Source organism: Paenibacillus sp. JNUCC 34 (assembly GCF_058269055.1).
On sequence record NZ_CM177770.1, the window covers coordinates 1,329,418 to 1,346,099 of the forward strand.

The following is a 16,682-nucleotide window of genomic DNA, read 5'->3' on the forward strand; positions in this document are numbered from 1 at the left end:
AACTGCAATATTTAGGCTTTATCAATTCCTAATGAATTCAGGGGGTGTCAGAGATCGATTTGGCACCCCGAATTTTAAAATTTATATAGTTGAGGTGATCCCAATATGAGTCTATCCATCGAAAAAGGTGCAAATGTGTTGTGGGTTGATTTTATTGCGAACGGGGTTCGACTAGCGGATCGTGCAGAGAGGCAGCGCCTTGTGAACAGTGCGAAGCAAGCTGGAGTAACCCACTTGGTGGTGGATGCCAAAATCCCCTACGGACATACGACATTCCCAAGTTCTTATGCTTATCATGTAAGTTGCTGGTCGGACGGACGTTATCAAGTATGGGAAGGAAGAGACTTTCTTGCGGAAATGATAGAGGAAGCGAGAGTTGTCGGGCTTCAAGTCATTGCCAATATGGATGTATTCGCTGAAGGTACGACGTATTCAAGAGACGGTATTGCTTATGACAAGAAGGATTGGCAGGTCATGCTGTATAATCCGAGTCTTTCTTCGGAATCGGTTGCAGCTGAATATGCAGACGATAATACTATTTTTGTAAATCCGATTCATGAAGAAGTTCAAAGGCATCAACTTGGGATTCTGGAGGAGATCGCTTCGAACTATAAAATTAGTGGTATTGTGCTAGACCGCTGCCGCTATCCGAATATCTATGGTGATTTTAGCGAATTAAGCAGAAGAGCATTCGAACAATATATTGGACAGCCGGTAGTACAATGGCCACAGGACATTTTTACCTTACAGGAAGGTACGAAACAAATCGAGTATGGGCAATGGTTCGCGAAATGGACGGAATGGCGTGCGCTGAACATTAAACATTTCGTGCAATCGGCTAAGCAAGTGGTTAAATCCACAAATCCAAGTCTGTCCTTCAGCATTTATGTCGGATCGTGGTATCCGTTATATTACAACGAAGGTGTCAATTGGGCTAGTGAAACATATCGTTCGAACTTGCCATGGGCATCAGAAGAATATCATATTTCCGCGTATGCCGATGAATTGGATTTCATTATGACAGGTTGTTATTATCCTGAAGTGCGAATTGAAGAAGCCGTACATAATGGTAGGCCTGCGGAATGGTACAGCGTAGAAGGCGCGATCCAAATGAGCCAAGAGGCAATTAACGGGCAGATTCCAGTCATCGCGAGCTTATATTTGAAGGATTATGAAGGAAACGTTGATCAATTTGAAAAAGCTGTTCGGATGTGCCGAGAACGTACGCACGGTGTCATGTTGTTCGATGTGAGCCATTTGGACGACTATAGCTGGTGGGAGCAACTGGATTCTGTATTATCTGTGAAATACGTGTGAAGAAAATAATCTCCTATTATTTAAAAAATAGTGGAGAATTTATTTGATACGTGTTACAATGAACATGCAAGAAGGGAGAAGGTTGCAGGAACGACTCTTATTCCGAAATAATTCATGGATTGGAGCAATTACAGATATAGCGTAGAGTAATAAGGCTTTTTTGTAAGCGCTGCCGTTTTCGGACTTACAGTTATTTCTTCTCCTAGCTTCGAGAGATAATTTATAAAGAAGAGAGGGTGTTGTGGCATGAGTTTCAAAGGTAAAAGGTTGATTTCATTACTATTGGCATCAATGATGATGGTGGGGTTATTGGCGGCGTGTGGTTCGGATTCATCGGGCAACAAAGAGGCTGCTTCAAGTGGGAACAACGATAGCGAGAAGCCCGCGGAACAAGTCACGGTAGAGTTCTGGACAATCTCATTGCAGCCGACCTTCGATGAGTACTTCAACAAATTGATTGCGGATTATGAAGCGCAGAATCCGAATGTCAAGATCGATTGGAAGGACTACCCTTACGATGCTGTACTGAACAAGCTCATGACGAATATTGCTGGCAATGAAGCGCCAGACGTGGTGAACCTTAATACGGAGTTGGCCAATCAGATGGGAACCAAGGACGCATTGGTTGACTTCAACCAAGAGCTGACAGCGGACCAGAAGGCAGCTTATTTCCCGGGGATCTACTCCTCAACGGAAATGAACGGCAAAGGGTTCGCACTCCCTTGGTACACCGGATTACCTGTCCTATTCATGAATAAGGATCTGGTGGAGAAAGCTGGACTGAATCCAGATAATCCGCCGAAGACGAAGCAGGAATTGAACGAATGGGGTCGTCAGATCAAAGAGAAAACCGGCGCCTACGGCTACATCTTCACGATGGAAGCGCGTACTCTGTTAGAAGAGAACCTGCCGTTCCTGACTGAGGATTATAAGAAGGCAGCTTTTAATACACCGGAAGTGGAAGAGTATGTCAATGAGAATTTACAGCTGTTAAAAGACGGCGTCATTCCAAAAGACATTATCGACTACGATAAACAAGTGCAATACTTCGCGGGTGAGCAAGTGGCCATGTCCTTATCCAGCTCGCCATTCATTAACAAGATCAAGACAGCCGCGCCGGATGTATACAACAAAATGCTTGCCGTTCCAAGTCCGGTTGGCAAAGCGGGCATCCGCTATTCCAACACGATGAACATCGTCGTGCCTTCGGCAACATCTCATAAGAAAGAAGCGGTCGACTTCGCTGTATTCGTAACGAATGCGGCCAATCAACTGGAATTCTCCAAGCTCGCTAATACATTGCCTTCCACAGTAGAGAGCGCCAAAGATCCGTTCTTCTCGGAAAATGACGGAACTCTGGAAGGGATGGCTAAGGCCGTATCTGCAGTCAGCCTTGATAAAGCCGAGGATTTCTACATCGGCGTTGAGAGTGCCAAAGACGTCAATCAGGCCGTCACCAAAGCATTGCAGGAAATTTATTTGAACGGTGCTGATGCGAAGAAGACATTGACTGAGGTCGAGGGCGAGGTTAACAAAATCTTAGGCAACTAAATACGTCTGAGTGGGCAGGCTTGTCCTGCCCGATTCTTATAGATATAGAACTATCTTTAATAAAGGTGGTGGAGGAGTACTATCATGAAAAAAACATCCTTCTTTTCTAGATTCGGCAAGTCGGAAGCGTCAGTGGCTTGGCTCTTCATGACACCGGGTTTGATCCTACTGGCCCTTTTTGTCTTTTGGCCGATTATTTACAGCGTACCGCTGGCTCTGACGAATTACTCCGTTATAGGCAAGACCGAATTTGTCGGTTTGGATAATTTCGTCAAAGCACTGCAGGATAAGAGCTTCATCACATCGCTGGTCAACTCGTTGCTATATGTAATTGTTGTGCCGTTTATTCAGATTTTCTCTATTCTTATGGCGATTCTAGTAAATAGCAATGTCAAAGGAATTAAAATCTTCCGTACTGCTTATTACATCCCCGTCGTTACTTCTATGGTTGCAGTAGCGCTTATTTGGGGCTGGCTGCTCAACCAGAATGGGGTCATAAACTATGTGCTGTCCAATGTAGGGTTAATGAAAGAGCGAATTACCTGGCTGTCCAACAAAGATACAGCACTGTGGACACTGATGTTCATTACGATGTGGAAGGGCCTTGGCTACTATATGATGATTTATTTGGCCGGATTGCAATCCATTCCGAAGGATCTGACAGAGGCTGCGACGATTGATGGCGCGAACCGGGCGCAGACGATTCGTAAAATTACAATTCCGCTGTTGAAGCCGTATGTCTTTTTCTGCACGCTTATTTCACTAATGGCGGCAATCCGTGTGTTCGAAGAAGTGTTCATCCTGACGAAAGGTGGACCGGGGGATGCAACTTTAACATCGAGCTTGTATATTTATCAGCAGGGTTTCCAACAATTTAATTTTGGCTACTCCTCGGCACTTGGCTTTATTGTCAGCGTCATGATTGCCGCGCTTAGTATTATCATCTTCAGATTCAACCGGAAGGGCGGTGTCAATCCATATTAATGGATGCATGATATGAGAAGAAAACCACTTCGATTGGTGAAATCATTATTGTTGTATGGAGCTTTGATTCTGTTTGCCATTTTTATGATGGGACCGTTCCTATGGATCTTCAGTGTGTCGCTTATGCCCGGCAAGAATGTATTCAGCTTTCCGCCGGCGATCTTCCCGACTTTTATCGACTTCGATAATTACGTCCAAGTGTGGAATTACATGGACTTTCCAAGATATTTAATGAATACCGTTATCATTGCTCTGATGGGCGTCGTTATGAGCATCTTTTTCTCCTGTCTAACGGCCTACCCGCTCGCCGTATTTCGGTTCAAAGGACGGGATCTTATCTTTGCCTTATTGGTGGCGACGATGATTATCCCAGCTGCAGCCGGGATGGTCGTCAACTACTTAACGGTGAAGGCACTAGGCTTGATGGGCGGGTTTCTTGCAGTCGTGCTTCCTTCAGCGGTTACCGTGTTCAACGTATTCCTAATGAGACAGGCGTTTATGGGCATGCCACATGAGCTGCGCGATTCCGGCAAAGTGGACGGTGCCAGCGAATTTCGTATTTGGCTGCAATTGGCGCTGCCGATTGTGAAGCCGGCGATCGCCGTTATCGGACTATTGGAGTTCCAGGGTATGTGGAATAGCTTCCTCTGGCCGATGATTGTGCTTAATGATACGAAGCAGTATCCGATCGCGTCCGCACTTAGCTTTTTGAATGGCCAATTTTCCTATAATTTTGGCTGGATTGCCGCCGGGACCGTCATTTCGGTTATACCGATTATCATCGTGTTCCTGTGCACCCAGAAATATTACATGGAAGGTATATCCGGAGCAGTTAAAGGATAGGAGGATGTCTCTCATATGAGAAAAATAATATATATTCCGCTGGACGAACGTCCGTGTAATTACGAATTTCCAGCGCTACTTGCCGCGGGAACGGATTATCAAGTCGTCAGCCCGGATTTGAGTATCATGGGGCTGAAGAAGCGCCCCGGAGACATCGAACAGCTATGGGCCTGGCTATTCGAGCAGGCGCGTGATGCAGATGGAGCGATTGTGGCCTTGGACACATTGCTATACGGAGGAATAATCCCCTCAAGGCTGCATGAGATGACGGAGGAACAATGCGGGGAGCAATTGGAAAAGCTCCGTCAATTGAAGCAGATCAATCCAGCATTACACGTATTTGCTTTTCAACTTATTATGCGTTGCCCACGGTATTCAAGCAGTGATGAGGAACCGGATTACTATGAGAATTGGGGCAGGGAGATTTTCCGGCGCGGATATATCCGTCATCGGTTGGAGCTGGGCATCGCGACAGAAGAAGAGCAGAATGAATTGCAGCAGATTGAGAGCGTCTTACCTGAATCCATTTGGCAGGACTATACGGAGCGCCGTGCTGTAAATATGGCAGCGAATAAACGGGCGATCGAACTGGTGCAGGACGGGGCCGTTGATTTCATGATCATCCCACAGGATGACTCGGCTCCTTATGGTCTGACCGCGGTAGATCAGCAGCAGGTTCGCGAGCATGTTAAGAAGTGTCAGCAGCAGCTATCCGTCTATATGTATCCCGGGGCTGATGAAGTGGGATGTACGCTAATTGCGCGCATGATCAATCATTTTGAGGGTCGCAGACCGCGGGTGCATGTTCATTTTGCCAGTGTGCAAGGGCCGTTAGTAATACCTCTATATGAAGACCGCGTACTATATGAATCGGTCAAATATCAGATTATGGCGGCCGGAGGACTAATATCGCCTTCCCTGGCAGAAGCCGATATGGCCCTATGCATCAATACACCCGGCGATAGCATGATGGAGTCTAATGATCAAGGACAGTTTTATTTGGGATATCAGGTATACCGGAATATTGTCGAGCTCGTTGAAATGGCTGATGATATCGTTCACCGTATTGGTAAGCCTTGTGTCATCGCTGATGTCGCTTATGCCAACGGAGCGGATCTTGAACTGCTGCAACTGCTTCGGGATAAGAAGCTGTTGTTTGAGCTGGCAGGATATGCAGGCTGGAACACAAGTGGCAACACGCTCGGGACCTGCATTGCGCAAGGCATGATCTATGCCGTGTATGGCAATACGCAACAGCATCGCGATTTCCTGTCACTACGCTATGTCGAGGATGGCGGCTATTGTGCCTCCGTGCGTAGGGATGTAAGTGATCGTGTGCTGCCTGGTACGGAATACAATTATTTCTCGATCGACGGACAGCGGGGACAAATCGCCGAGCGGGTCAAAGCTGAATTGACTCGGTTCATCGAGCAGCATTTGCATGATCCAGAGAATAATTATGAGATCGTGATCGACGATTGCTATATGCCTTGGAGTCGGATGTTTGAGGTCGGATTGAAGACCCATGTCCGTGATACTAAGCAAGGACAATAAAGTACAACGAGGGTTCGAGCATCGCTAATGCTGCGAGGGTCTACAAATTTTGCAAATAACAGAAAAGGTGCATGAACAGCTCAGGTGGATGCTGGAAGCGCCGGAGAAGGAGCCAGCGAGAGATGAATAACGAGCGAATGACAGACGTCGTCGTCCTAGGCGGCGGGTTGGGCGGATGCATGGCCGCATTGGCTGCAGCCAAAATGGGCGTGCGTGTGATCATGACAGAGGAGACGGATTGGCTCGGCGGTCAGCTGACAAGTCAGGCGGTTCCGCCGGATGAACATCAGTGGATCGAGGAATTCGGCTGCACAGAGACGTATCGCGAGTTTCGAGACCGGGTGCGTGCTTATTATCGAGAGAACTATCCGATGTCAGAGGAAGCGAAGAATAATGAACTGCTTAATCCCGGCAACGGTTGGGTAAGCCGCTTATGCCATGAGCCGAAGGTAGCGCTGCGCGTCATCGAGGATATGTTGGCCCCGTATGTGAACAGCGGCCGTATCACGGTATTGTATCATTTCAGACCAACTGCAGCCTCAGTGAACGGAGATCAGATAGAGAGTGTGACCGTCAGTCATATAAGCACAGGTGAAGAGGTTGTGCTAAGGGGAGCGTATTTCCTTGATGCTACGGAATGCGGAGATGTGCTGCCATTAGCGGGGGTTGAATATGTGACAGGTGCGGAGTCCAAGCACGAGACAGGGGAGCCGCATGCAATAGAAGAGGCGAATCCGCTCGATATGCAGTCGATCACCCATGTGTTTGCACTCGATTATGTAGAGGGTGGCGATTTCACGATTGAGAAGCCAGAGCAATATGACTTCTGGCGCCAATTCGTACCGAAGCATACGAATATTCCGTTATTAAGCTGGTATGCGAACGATACGGATGACGCGGAGAAAATGAAGGAGTTCGCCCTATTTCCAGGCTGCACGGACGCTTCCGGGCGGGAGCTTCTGTCGCTGTGGACGTATCGCCGTGTCATCGACCCAGCTTTATTTGAGCCTGGGCTATATGAAGGTGATATCACCTTGATCAACTGGCCGCAGAATGATTATTTTCTGGGTTCAATTATTGACGTTCCTGAAGCGGAACGACAGGAGCATCTGGAAAATGCTAGACAATTAAGCCTCTCACTGATCTACTGGCTCCAGACCGAGACGCCTCGCCCAGACGGAGGAAGAGGGTATCCGGGCATCCGGCTGCGCACGGACGTACTGGGTACAGAGGACGGACTAGCGAAATATCCATATATTCGCGAGTCGCGCCGGATTAAAGCGATGTATACCATTAAAGAGCAGGATGTCAGTAAGGAAATCCGTGGGGAACAAGGGATTTGCCGTTATGACGATAGCGTCGGCGTAGGTAGCTATCATCTGGATGTTCATCTGACGACGGTCACGAACCGGACGTTCTATATTCCGAACTATCCGTACGAAATTCCACTTGGGGCGTTGCTGCCGATCCGGGTCAAGAATTTACTTCCCGCCTGTAAAAATATCGGCACCACTCAAATTACAAACGGATGCTACCGCCTCCACCCGACAGAATGGAATATTGGGGAGTCGGTCGGTTATTTAGCAGCCTATGCGCTGCAGAATCAAGTAACACCGCATGAAGTGCGCGCCAATACGGAGCATCTTCGAGCCTATCAAGCGCTGATTCAAAGGCAAGGGGTCCAAATCCACTGGCCGGACGATCTGGTTCTTTAACACCGATAGAGTAGAATACATCAGCAGACAGCCACTCTATTGATAATAAGGGGTGGCTGTTTGCTGATTCTAAGGAAATGGAAGAGTACGTACCCATGCCTTATTATCTCTGACGAGTCAGGGGACAGGCCTTTTGATCCTTTTTTTGATTCGATCTAGATTATCTGCTCAAAGGGTGTTTACAAAGAACATGTATCTGCTATAATCGAAGAAAATAACCATCATTAAAATGAAATGTGGAGATAATATCCACGCAAAATGTACTACATATTACACAATGAATACCATTTCTTGTTATATGGAGGTTTGCACTATGTTACATTCAATTATTCAAACTTTAAAAGGCGGACTTATTGTTTCCTGTCAAGCTCTTGAGGAAGAGCCATTCTACGGAAGTGATTATATGGCCCGCTTTGCTCTAGCGGCTGAAATGGGCAAGGCGGTAGGGATCAGGGCGAATACGCCTCAAGATATTAGAGCGATAAAAAAGGTGACGAATTTGCCGGTTATCGGCTTATGGAAGAAGGAGTATACCGGTTCTGACGTTTACATAACTCCTACCTTAACAGAGGTTGAAGGTATAATCGCTGCTGGAGCCGAAATTGTCGCTACGGATGCTACATTACGCAATAGGCCGGGCAATGTTTGTCTTGCGGATTTGGTTAAAGAAATAAGGGAGAAGCACCAAGTACTATTAATGGCAGATGTATCTTCTGTAGCAGAAGGAGTAGAGGCGGAGAGATTGGGTTTTGATCTTATTTCTACAACGCTATCTGGTTATACAGCCTACAGCCCGCAGAGTGAGGAACCAGATATTCAATTAGTTGCTGATTTAAGTCAAATGGTTAGCATTCCCGTATTAGCTGAGGGGAGAATTCATAGTCCTGAACAGACTGTTGAGTGTCTTCGGGCCGGAGCTTACGCAGTTGTAATTGGCGGAGCCATTACCAGGCCGCAATTGATTACTAAGAAATATACTGATGCTATACTTCAATATCATAACGTTCCTGAAATTTAGTCTTTATTATTTTATTTGCAGCAGCCTTTAAACGAGGAGGTTCTATGGATGGGACATACTGGGGAAGTAGCTATAGGTCTGGATATCGGTGGAACAAACATTAAGTCAGGGATTGTAAATGCGGAGGGAGTGGTCATTCACCATTTGAATTGTCCGACGAAGGCAAATGAAGGTGGGGAAGCACTGTTAAATCGAATTGCCGAAATTACGAAGGAATTAGAAAGGTATTCAAGCAGTCAAGGATGGAAGGTAAAAGGTGTCGGCATAGGGACTGCTGGTCAAGTTAATAGTCGGACAGGCGTTGTAATGGGGGCCACAGCTAATTTGCCGGGATGGGCCGGAATGGAGCTTGGAAATCGGCTGCATTCCATGACAGGTTTGTCTGTGTTGATCGATAACGATGCGAATACCATGGCATTCGGCGAAGCGTGGGTAGGGTCTGGCAGACAATGGAACGATTTCATCTGTGTTACCTTGGGAACGGGAGTAGGTGGTTGCCTGATCATTAATCATAGGCCGTATCAAGGACGGGATGGGTTTGCGGGAGAAATAGGCCATCATGTTATTGAGTACAGTGGTTATCCATGCAATTGCGGAAGAACAGGCTGTTGGGAACAGTATGCTTCTGTTACAGGATTGATGAGAATGGTAGAAGAAGCTGGGGCAGAGCTAAAAGGGATTAGTACCGCGGAAAGTATATTCGCATCTGCGCAGGAAGGAAACGAAGCATCTATTCACGTGCTGAGGAGATATACTCAGTATATTGCTGCTGGTCTAGCTAATATGGTCCATACATTTAATCCAGAGGGGATTGTCATTGGAGGGGCCATTACTCGGCAAGGCGATTTTTTACTTAATCCGGTTCGTGAAAGTCTGTCGAGCCAGCTGCTTCCTGTTTTTAGAGAGAGGGTTCGGGAAATTGAGGTAATTTCGGCTTCTTTAGGAGATAATGGAGGTGTAGTAGGGGCTGTAGCAGGTTATTTTATATAAAATTAATTTATTATAATGTAACTTGTTATAGCATACTAGTTTGCCTTTTAAAGGAATTTGTGTATAACATAAATATAGGTTAGTCTACAGTATCATTATTTGTTAGGCAACCTGAAAGGAGAATGGATTTGTCTAACGAGCAGGGAATGGGAAAGACGTTGTTATCCATAAGAAGTCATTTTAATGGATTAACCAAAACAGAACAAAAAGTTGCAAATTTTATTCTGGAAAACGCTCAGGATATCATTTATCATTCGGTGACCGAACTTGCAGAGAGAGCGGACGTCGGTGAGACGACGGTGATTCGCTTCTGCCGGAAACTGAAATTCCATGGTTTTCAGGATTTTAAATTATCTCTGGCACAAGATTTGGTTAAGCCGTCCGATCGCTTGTATAATGAAGTTACTGAAGAGGATGATGCAGCGACTTTAAACCGTAAGGTTATATCTATGCATATTGAGACGCTGGAACAAACTTCGGAACTTATTAGTTCAGATCAGTTGGAGAAGACCATTGAACTATTGACTGCAGCTAATCATATTCACTTTTTTGGAGTAGGATCTTCAGGATTGACGGCGTTACAGGCCGCGCATAGCTTCTCCAGGATTGGCAAGCAAAGCTTCGCTAAGACAGATACGCACTTTCAGGCCATGACAGCTGCATTATTGCATCCAGGAGATGTAGCTGTTGGGATATCCATTTCGGGAAGCACCAAAGATACGCTGGAGAACTTAAGCCTAGCCAAGAAAGCGGGCGCCAAAATAGTCGTTATTACCAGTAATGCGCGTTCCCCTATAACCAAACTGGCAGATATCGAACTGTTAATGGTTGCTAGAGAAAATCCATTACAAGGTAGCTCACTTGCTGCAAAGATATCCCAGCTAGCTGTTATTGATATTTTGAATGTCGGGGTTTCTTTAAAAATAAAGGATGAAGCTCTGAAATACCGCGAGATAACGGCAAAATCAATCTCTGAGAAACTGTATTAATGATTAAATCATTAATTTGAATTATAATTAGTCGATAAAATGAGAAAGCTCTCCATCGCTTGGAGAGCTTTTTGTCATTCTATGGACAGATATTAGGCATTGAAGCCGCGTTGGTGCATCCGGTCCTTAGTGGCACGGTTGCGGTACAGCTCTGGAAGTCTAAAGAATAAGAAAATATAAAATTCAACAAGTGCGGCGCCGGCAATTGCATCTGCTATGACATGCTGCTTTAGAAATAGGGTTGAAGCAATGATGGTCAAGGACATTCCGCTAATTAGAATCGAATTTACATGATTCATTTTTTTCCATATTGACACGCCTTAAGGAAACTAAAAAGCAAGGCATGGACCTGATCAAAAAAATGCGCATGTATGATGGAGAAGAAGTAGAAGGTTACAAGGAAGCAGATTTGAAGGAGATGCAGAGTGAGTATTTGGAAGAAGGTATGTCCAGCGTCGATCCTCGGTATGTCATCAACCGAATTTCGAGTGCTCTGATCAAACAGGATCTTCTGCTGCACGCAAGGAATACGATGATCTCGCCAAAAAAGAAGTTCAGAAGGCGTTTGTTTATTCTTTCGAGGAATCTGCTAAAACGCTGTTTGAGAACTATCTCGATAATATCGAAGCGTTCTGTAACTGGAGCAAAATTCGTGATCCGCTTACCGATGAGGAGATGGATCCAGATGAAAGGCTGATGCGCTCCATTGAGGAGCAGATCGGGGTATCCGAGAATGCGAAAAAAGCTTTCCGCGAGGAGATCATGATTCGGATATCCGCATACTCCCGTAAGGGAAAAAAATTCGAGTAAAGCAGCGGCCTTTAGACAAAGGCCGCTTTTGCTGTACAAAAATTGTTCTGTGGGAAATGTGGGCCGTTTTCGGAAACGAATTATGCTAAAAGTAATCATATTTTGGGAGAAAAGATAGTTCCTTGGTGCAAATATACATATAATTGGGCCTTTGGGATTATGTGTCTATAGTAGAAATAGTCTATAATTAACCCATCGTGGTATAAAATTTTGTGATATAGATCACCGAATTGGGAGTGAAAATTTTCGAAATGATCGACGTATCCCCTGAAAGACGCAAACAGTTGGAGTATCTTGGGCTCAGTGACAAGGAACTATTACTTTTGGCTAGTCATCGTGACATCTTTAAAAAAGTGGTGGAAGAAGTCGTTGGACGATTTTATAATCAGATCGGAACACAGCCTGAGCTGATGAAAATTATCGGTATGACTTCGACAGTGGACAGACTGAAAGAAACCCAACGCGTTTACTGGATGTCACTAGCAGATGGAATCGTTGATGACGCATATATCGATAACCGTATTAAAATTGGACAAGTCCATTCCCGTGTTGGTCTGACAACTGACTATTATTTGGGAAGCTACATGGTGTACCTGGACATTGCCGCAGACCTGCTGAAACAGAACGTACCAGATGACTGGATATATGTTGTTCATGCACTGAGCAAGATGTTCAACCTGGATTCTCAGCTTGTCCTGGAAGCCTACAATATGAAAGAAAAGGAACAAATTCATTCGCTTGCGGCAGAACAAGAGAATATGTTGAAAGCGATTACTGCAGTAGTCCAGGAGCTAACTTTAATGATCGTGGAGCTGGATCAGAGTGCAGCGCTAATGGCGGATAACGCAACTAAGACAGCGGAAGCTCAGGAGAAAGCACATACGCTGACGGAAGAGCTGAACCAGGAGATTCTCCATATCGAGCAAATGGGAACGCTCATCCGGGAGATTTCGGACCAAAGTCATCTGCTCGGCCTGAATGCCGCAATAGAAGCTGCACATGCAGGCGAGTTCGGACGGGGATTTGAAGTGGTAGCCGGAGAGATACGTAAGCTGGCGAAGCATTCCCGGACAGCGATGGAGGAAATTCAGAGCAAGGTGTCGGGCATCATCCGAAAGCTGGAGCAGGTAGAGTATGAATCGGAGCAAACTTCCATTAATGCTCGAAATCAGGCTGCAAGCTCGCAGGAACTGGCGGCCTTCGTCAAAATGATGGAGAAGCTGGCGGAAGATTTGGAAACTCTTCAGCAGAGCTCTGCTGCAAAGGTAGAGGCTGCGGTATCGAAGTAAGGAATCCTGGTGATGGCATGTCCGTTCAATTACGTATACCCGGGACTTCGTGAACCCTCACTGCAGGGTTTTCGTATGTATATTAACCTAATGGAGTGTATAGCTAAGGGGGATCACATATGGAACGAGGAAACAAACCGGGAAAAAATATGGCAAGCGGAATTGCCATAGGTATTGCTTTAGGTGCTGCGTTTGGTGTGATTTTCGATAATATCGTCATTGGCATCGGGATAGGAATTGCTTTCGGAGCTGGTATCGGGGGTTCTGTGAGCCGTAGAAGGAAATAAATTTTGGATATGCTAAAAATAGAATGCCAAGAATACTCGGCTTTAGCCGAAGAATTCTTGGCATTAATTTTACATACGATTATCTAACCGTTAAATGATGTTGGGTGAGAGCCTTATTAAATCATATAAATCGTCGATGAAGCTTTTTGCCATCGTAGGAGAACAAGATCGGTTTGTTCTCGATGACACTGTGCAGATGCACAGGTTTACCCCACAGGTGATATACGTATGGCAGCGTTCGCTCCATGTACTTCAGGTCCAGTTCCATTCCTTCGTATTGATGTTTAATCATCAATTCCCCGGAACGGTGGTAATCCCCGTCCTGTACGACAAGGTACGGTGATCCGCCGTTGACACGGGATACGACAAGCTGGTCACGGATGTTCTCCCAAGCCTTGTCGGTTATTTTCCACTCCGGTCCTTTTTTCTCAAAGACGTATAGATCAAGGTCGTTAACGAGCTCTTTGGTCAGGTAGTTTCGCAGGAACGAGATGTCGGAATCGTATTCGCGGACCTCAAATATTTTTTCCCGATCCCAGCGGCGTTCGATATCCTCGAATATTTTCAGTCCCAGGTAGTACGGGTTCAAGCTATGACGGGACGGCTGCACAACGGAAGCGTTAAGCTTCGCAAATTCCACGGTTTCCTCGCTGGTTAGGTCCATCTCACGCAGGATACGTTGATGCCAGTACGAAGCCCAGCCTTCATTCATGATCTTGGTCTCCATCTGCGGCCAGAAATACAGCATTTCCTCGCGCAGCATACTCATGATGTCCCGCTGCCAATCCTCCAATATTTCAGAATGTTCCTGAATGAACCACATGATATCTTTCTCTGGCACTGGAGGGAATCTCCGAGGGAGTTGCGTTGCATCTGCTGGTTGAACGTTGCTGTCCTGTCCCGTCTCCCAAAGATCGTCATAAGGGCCAACGGTTTTTTGACGTTTAGCGTCATCCTTTTGCCCTTGGATAATCCGTTCCGTATATCTCTGCTTATCGAGTTTTTCAGGCCTGAGTATTTGCGGATCTACATGCTCCTGGATAGCCAGAACCGCGTCAATGAACTTCTCAACAGCATCCGTTCCATGTTCCAGTTCGTAGCGGGAGATTCGTTCGGCGGTGGCGGACATGCTCTCGACCATGTTGCGGTTGGAGACGGAGAAGCGGGCATTATTTTTGAAGAAATCGCAGTGTGCAAGTACATGAGCGACGATCAGCTTGTTCTGGATCAAGGAGTTTCCCTCGAGCAAAAAAGCATAACAGGGGTTGGAGTTGATGACCAGCTCGTATATTTTGCTAAGTCCAAAATCATACTGCATCTTCATTTTGTTAAAGGTTTTTCCGAAGCTCCAATGGCTGAAGCGGGTGGGCATTCCGTATGCCCCAAAGGTGTATATGATGTCTGCCGGGCAGATTTCATAACGCATGGGGTAAAAATCAAGGCCAAAGCCTGTAGCGATCTCCGTTATTTCCGAGATAGCCCGTTCTAGTTCCGCAATCTCGTCTTGATGCACTAGAAATCCCCCCTCTGTAAGTTAAAAAGATGATTCTTATCATATATATGGAGTTTGCGCGACGATATGCGGGTATACATCTGAATGGAACCGCCAATTGCTAATGAGATGAAGGCAGTTTTTCAGAATCAGAGTTGCTTGGTGTTCGTTGCTCCATTTGATACGTTTTTCAGTGAGAGTGAAGAATATGAAATGCCCGATCATATAACGCAGCCGGATTTATCCGTCGTTTGCTCGAAGGATCAGATATCCAAACACGGTTGCAACGGTGCGCCGACTATGATTATCGAGGTGTTATCACCTTCTACCGCATTAAAAGACTTCAACGAGAAGTTCAATCTGTATCAGAAGTATGACGTTCAGGAATACTGGATTGTGGATCCCGGGAATCGGACGGTTCATGTTTATGCCTTGCAGGATGGCGCTTATCAGGTGAGAAATTTGTATACGGAGCAGGAAACGATCCAATCGATCGTATTCAAAGATTTTCAGGTACCAATGGGTAAACTGTTCAGTTTGGAATCATAAACCAATCAGCCGGCAAGATGCATATCTTGACCGGTTTTTTTGCGTCCGAATTTAAGCATCTTTGTGAAACGAAGCCCAGCCTTCATTCATGATCTTAGTCTCTATTTCCCAAAGGTCGTCATAGGACCCAATGTTTTTTTACGTTTAGCGTCATCCTTTTGCCTTTGGATATTGCGTTCTGTATATATCTGCTTATCGAGTTTTTCAATCCTGAGAATCTGCAGATCTAATGATTCTTATCTTATATATGGAGTTTGGGCGGTGATTTGCCGATATAAGTCTTAAGTCATGCAGTTCAGGATGCTACGGAGGGAATAAAGTCACTTTTCGAATATGCGAGCTGTAGTTCCAAGGTTGCTTTGACAAAGCTCAAGAAAGCGTGACAAAATATGTATGCTTCATCAAAGGGAAATTGTGGAATCTATGGAGGTGCAGTAATGACCGAAGTGGCACTGAATAAGGGCGAAAAAATGATCCGGGTCATCGGACACCGTGAGCTGTTCTTTCTGATGAACATGCTGGAAAGCAGCGGCATTGCCGGTTTTGCGGCTCCGAATCGCGGCTGTCTGAAGGACGAGCTGGAAAAAGAATGGGAGCAGTGCAAGCAAAACTTGCTGGAAGCAGGGCTGCTCATACCGAAGGAAGATGAACTCGAAGTCGAGCCTGTTATGGAAGCTTTTATGGCGGTAATGGATAGTCCTTATGCGATGAGGCTTCAAATCATACGGCGGGGTGTATCCGTATATGACGGATATATGCATATGTTGCCGCAACTGGTTATTGAACGGATCGAGGAAGAGGAGAATAGAGATACATTTCGTATTAGTGCTATAGCGAATGTCCAGTCGGCTACGATGTTCCTGGAGCATGTGTTTCCAGCTGACTCACCAGAAGGGCCTCAAGGCTTCGCCGCCCCTTTTACAGTTTCAGAGGAAGTATATGATGCTTTGCTTCCTGATGGGAACGAAGCAGACACGGATATAAGTATGAACGGACCAGATGCCAAGCGACTGAAGAGTATGATGGATGAAGCTACGGAGCATGGCAGGTTGACACTGCTCGAGCGGCGGGGACAGGTATGGAAGCAGGAGATGCTGACCTATGGTTTTGGAACTGGCGGAGGATGGATTGCGAAGAGTGATGGAGAGGACGGAGTCCAGGTAGAAAATTACCGGCAAGGAAAGATGGGGCAGGCGATGAGGGCTTTTGTGAAAGAACTGCTTATTCAAATGGAACCGGAAAACGGAGGTTCGGATAATGACCATACCGAACCATTAATTGAATAGGGTGGATC

General features: G+C 46.0%; 15 protein-coding genes and 1 pseudogene. 14 read left to right on the forward strand and 2 right to left on the reverse strand.

The annotated features are described in order from the left end of the window. Positions 1–105 precede the first annotated feature (105 nt). From AC2TF5_RS06060 to AC2TF5_RS06100, 9 genes are all read left to right on the forward strand, one after another. Positions 106–1,317, forward strand: a complete 1,212-nt coding sequence (locus AC2TF5_RS06060; protein WP_491301306.1) for an alpha amylase family protein — start codon at positions 106–108, stop codon at positions 1,315–1,317. Between the two features lie 246 nt (positions 1,318–1,563). Then, on the forward strand, positions 1,564–2,868 hold the full coding sequence (locus AC2TF5_RS06065; RefSeq protein WP_491301307.1) for an ABC transporter substrate-binding protein: 1,305 nt from the start codon (positions 1,564–1,566) through the stop codon (positions 2,866–2,868). A gap of 84 nt (positions 2,869–2,952) precedes the next feature. Beyond that, on the forward strand, positions 2,953–3,852 hold the full coding sequence (locus tag AC2TF5_RS06070; RefSeq protein ID WP_491301308.1) for a carbohydrate ABC transporter permease: 900 nt from the start codon (positions 2,953–2,955) through the stop codon (positions 3,850–3,852). Between the two features lie 12 nt (positions 3,853–3,864). Beyond that, entirely contained in the window at positions 3,865–4,695 is an 831-nt protein-coding gene (locus tag AC2TF5_RS06075) for a carbohydrate ABC transporter permease (protein WP_491301309.1), read from the forward strand. Between the two features lie 15 nt (positions 4,696–4,710). After that, positions 4,711–6,249 carry a DUF4127 family protein gene (locus AC2TF5_RS06080; protein ID WP_491301310.1) on the forward strand — a complete coding sequence of 513 codons (1,539 nt, stop codon included), beginning with the start codon at positions 4,711–4,713 and terminating at the stop codon, positions 6,247–6,249. Between the two features lie 122 nt (positions 6,250–6,371). After that, positions 6,372–7,964 carry an FAD-dependent oxidoreductase gene (locus AC2TF5_RS06085; RefSeq protein WP_491301311.1) on the forward strand — a complete coding sequence of 531 codons (1,593 nt, stop codon included), beginning with the start codon at positions 6,372–6,374 and terminating at the stop codon, positions 7,962–7,964. 313 nt (positions 7,965–8,277) lie between these two features. Further along, positions 8,278–8,982 (forward strand): N-acetylmannosamine-6-phosphate 2-epimerase, encoded by a 705-nt coding sequence (locus tag AC2TF5_RS06090; RefSeq protein ID WP_491301312.1) that lies wholly within the window; start codon positions 8,278–8,280, stop codon positions 8,980–8,982. A 48-nt stretch (positions 8,983–9,030) separates the two neighbouring features. Next, positions 9,031–9,972: an ROK family protein gene (locus AC2TF5_RS06095; RefSeq protein ID WP_491301313.1), complete on the forward strand. Its 942-nt coding sequence runs from the start codon at positions 9,031–9,033 to the stop codon at positions 9,970–9,972. Between the two features lie 122 nt (positions 9,973–10,094). After that, positions 10,095–10,961 carry a MurR/RpiR family transcriptional regulator gene (locus AC2TF5_RS06100; protein WP_491301314.1) on the forward strand — a complete coding sequence of 289 codons (867 nt, stop codon included), beginning with the start codon at positions 10,095–10,097 and terminating at the stop codon, positions 10,959–10,961. 92 nt (positions 10,962–11,053) lie between these two features. Here AC2TF5_RS06100 and AC2TF5_RS06105 read toward each other — a convergent pair whose 3' ends face one another. Next, complete coding sequence (locus AC2TF5_RS06105) at positions 11,054–11,260, reverse strand: hypothetical protein (protein ID WP_491301315.1); 207 nt, start codon at positions 11,258–11,260, stop codon at positions 11,054–11,056. Between AC2TF5_RS06105 and AC2TF5_RS06110 the strand changes: the two are divergent. The 3 genes and pseudogenes from AC2TF5_RS06110 to AC2TF5_RS06120 form a co-directional block, all read left to right on the forward strand. Then, positions 11,257–11,768: pseudogene (locus tag AC2TF5_RS06110) on the forward strand (protein prkA); the annotation flags it as partial. The gene AC2TF5_RS06105 and the pseudogene AC2TF5_RS06110 sit on opposite strands and share 4 nt — an antisense overlap. Positions 11,769–12,022: 254 nt before the next feature. Then, positions 12,023–13,060 (forward strand): protoglobin domain-containing protein, encoded by a 1,038-nt coding sequence (locus tag AC2TF5_RS06115; protein WP_491301316.1) that lies wholly within the window; start codon positions 12,023–12,025, stop codon positions 13,058–13,060. Positions 13,061–13,179: 119 nt separating this feature from the next. After that, positions 13,180–13,347 carry a glycine zipper domain-containing protein gene (locus tag AC2TF5_RS06120; protein ID WP_491301317.1) on the forward strand — a complete coding sequence of 56 codons (168 nt, stop codon included), beginning with the start codon at positions 13,180–13,182 and terminating at the stop codon, positions 13,345–13,347. A 121-nt stretch (positions 13,348–13,468) separates the two neighbouring features. Here the strand turns inward: AC2TF5_RS06120 and AC2TF5_RS06125 are convergent, their stop codons facing one another. Further along, positions 13,469–14,860: a SpoVR family protein gene (locus AC2TF5_RS06125; protein ID WP_491301318.1), complete on the reverse strand. Its 1,392-nt coding sequence runs from the start codon at positions 14,858–14,860 to the stop codon at positions 13,469–13,471. Positions 14,861–14,944: 84 nt separating this feature from the next. On the opposite strand from AC2TF5_RS06125, the gene AC2TF5_RS06130 reads away from it, so the two are divergent. Then, a complete protein-coding gene (locus AC2TF5_RS06130) occupies positions 14,945–15,388 on the forward strand; it encodes a Uma2 family endonuclease (protein ID WP_491301319.1) in 444 nt (147 codons plus the stop codon). A 437-nt stretch (positions 15,389–15,825) separates the two neighbouring features. After that, on the forward strand, positions 15,826–16,674 hold the full coding sequence (locus tag AC2TF5_RS06135) for a hypothetical protein (protein ID WP_491301320.1): 849 nt from the start codon (positions 15,826–15,828) through the stop codon (positions 16,672–16,674). The last annotated feature ends 8 nt before the right edge of the window (positions 16,675–16,682 follow it).

What these genes read in the sequence shown, in the direction of transcription:
- AC2TF5_RS06060 (WP_491301306.1), top strand. Translation starts at nt 106, where the DNA reads ATGAGTCTATCCATCGAAAAAGGTGCAAATGTGTTGTGGGTTGATTTT.
- AC2TF5_RS06065 (WP_491301307.1), top strand. Translation starts at nt 1,564, where the DNA reads ATGAGTTTCAAAGGTAAAAGGTTGATTTCATTACTATTGGCATCAATG.
- AC2TF5_RS06070 (WP_491301308.1), top strand. Translation starts at nt 2,953, where the DNA reads ATGAAAAAAACATCCTTCTTTTCTAGATTCGGCAAGTCGGAAGCGTCA.
- AC2TF5_RS06075 (WP_491301309.1), top strand. Translation starts at nt 3,865, where the DNA reads ATGAGAAGAAAACCACTTCGATTGGTGAAATCATTATTGTTGTATGGA.
- AC2TF5_RS06080 (WP_491301310.1), top strand. Translation starts at nt 4,711, where the DNA reads ATGAGAAAAATAATATATATTCCGCTGGACGAACGTCCGTGTAATTAC.
- AC2TF5_RS06085 (WP_491301311.1), top strand. Translation starts at nt 6,372, where the DNA reads ATGAATAACGAGCGAATGACAGACGTCGTCGTCCTAGGCGGCGGGTTG.
- AC2TF5_RS06090 (WP_491301312.1), top strand. Translation starts at nt 8,278, where the DNA reads ATGTTACATTCAATTATTCAAACTTTAAAAGGCGGACTTATTGTTTCC.
- AC2TF5_RS06095 (WP_491301313.1), top strand. Translation starts at nt 9,031, where the DNA reads ATGGGACATACTGGGGAAGTAGCTATAGGTCTGGATATCGGTGGAACA.
- AC2TF5_RS06100 (WP_491301314.1), top strand. Translation starts at nt 10,095, where the DNA reads ATGGATTTGTCTAACGAGCAGGGAATGGGAAAGACGTTGTTATCCATA.
- AC2TF5_RS06105 (WP_491301315.1), bottom strand. Translation starts at nt 11,260, where the DNA reads ATGAATCATGTAAATTCGATTCTAATTAGCGGAATGTCCTTGACCATC.
- AC2TF5_RS06115 (WP_491301316.1), top strand. Translation starts at nt 12,023, where the DNA reads ATGATCGACGTATCCCCTGAAAGACGCAAACAGTTGGAGTATCTTGGG.
- AC2TF5_RS06120 (WP_491301317.1), top strand. Translation starts at nt 13,180, where the DNA reads ATGGAACGAGGAAACAAACCGGGAAAAAATATGGCAAGCGGAATTGCC.
- AC2TF5_RS06130 (WP_491301319.1), top strand. Translation starts at nt 14,945, where the DNA reads ATGGAACCGCCAATTGCTAATGAGATGAAGGCAGTTTTTCAGAATCAG.
- AC2TF5_RS06135 (WP_491301320.1), top strand. Translation starts at nt 15,826, where the DNA reads ATGACCGAAGTGGCACTGAATAAGGGCGAAAAAATGATCCGGGTCATC.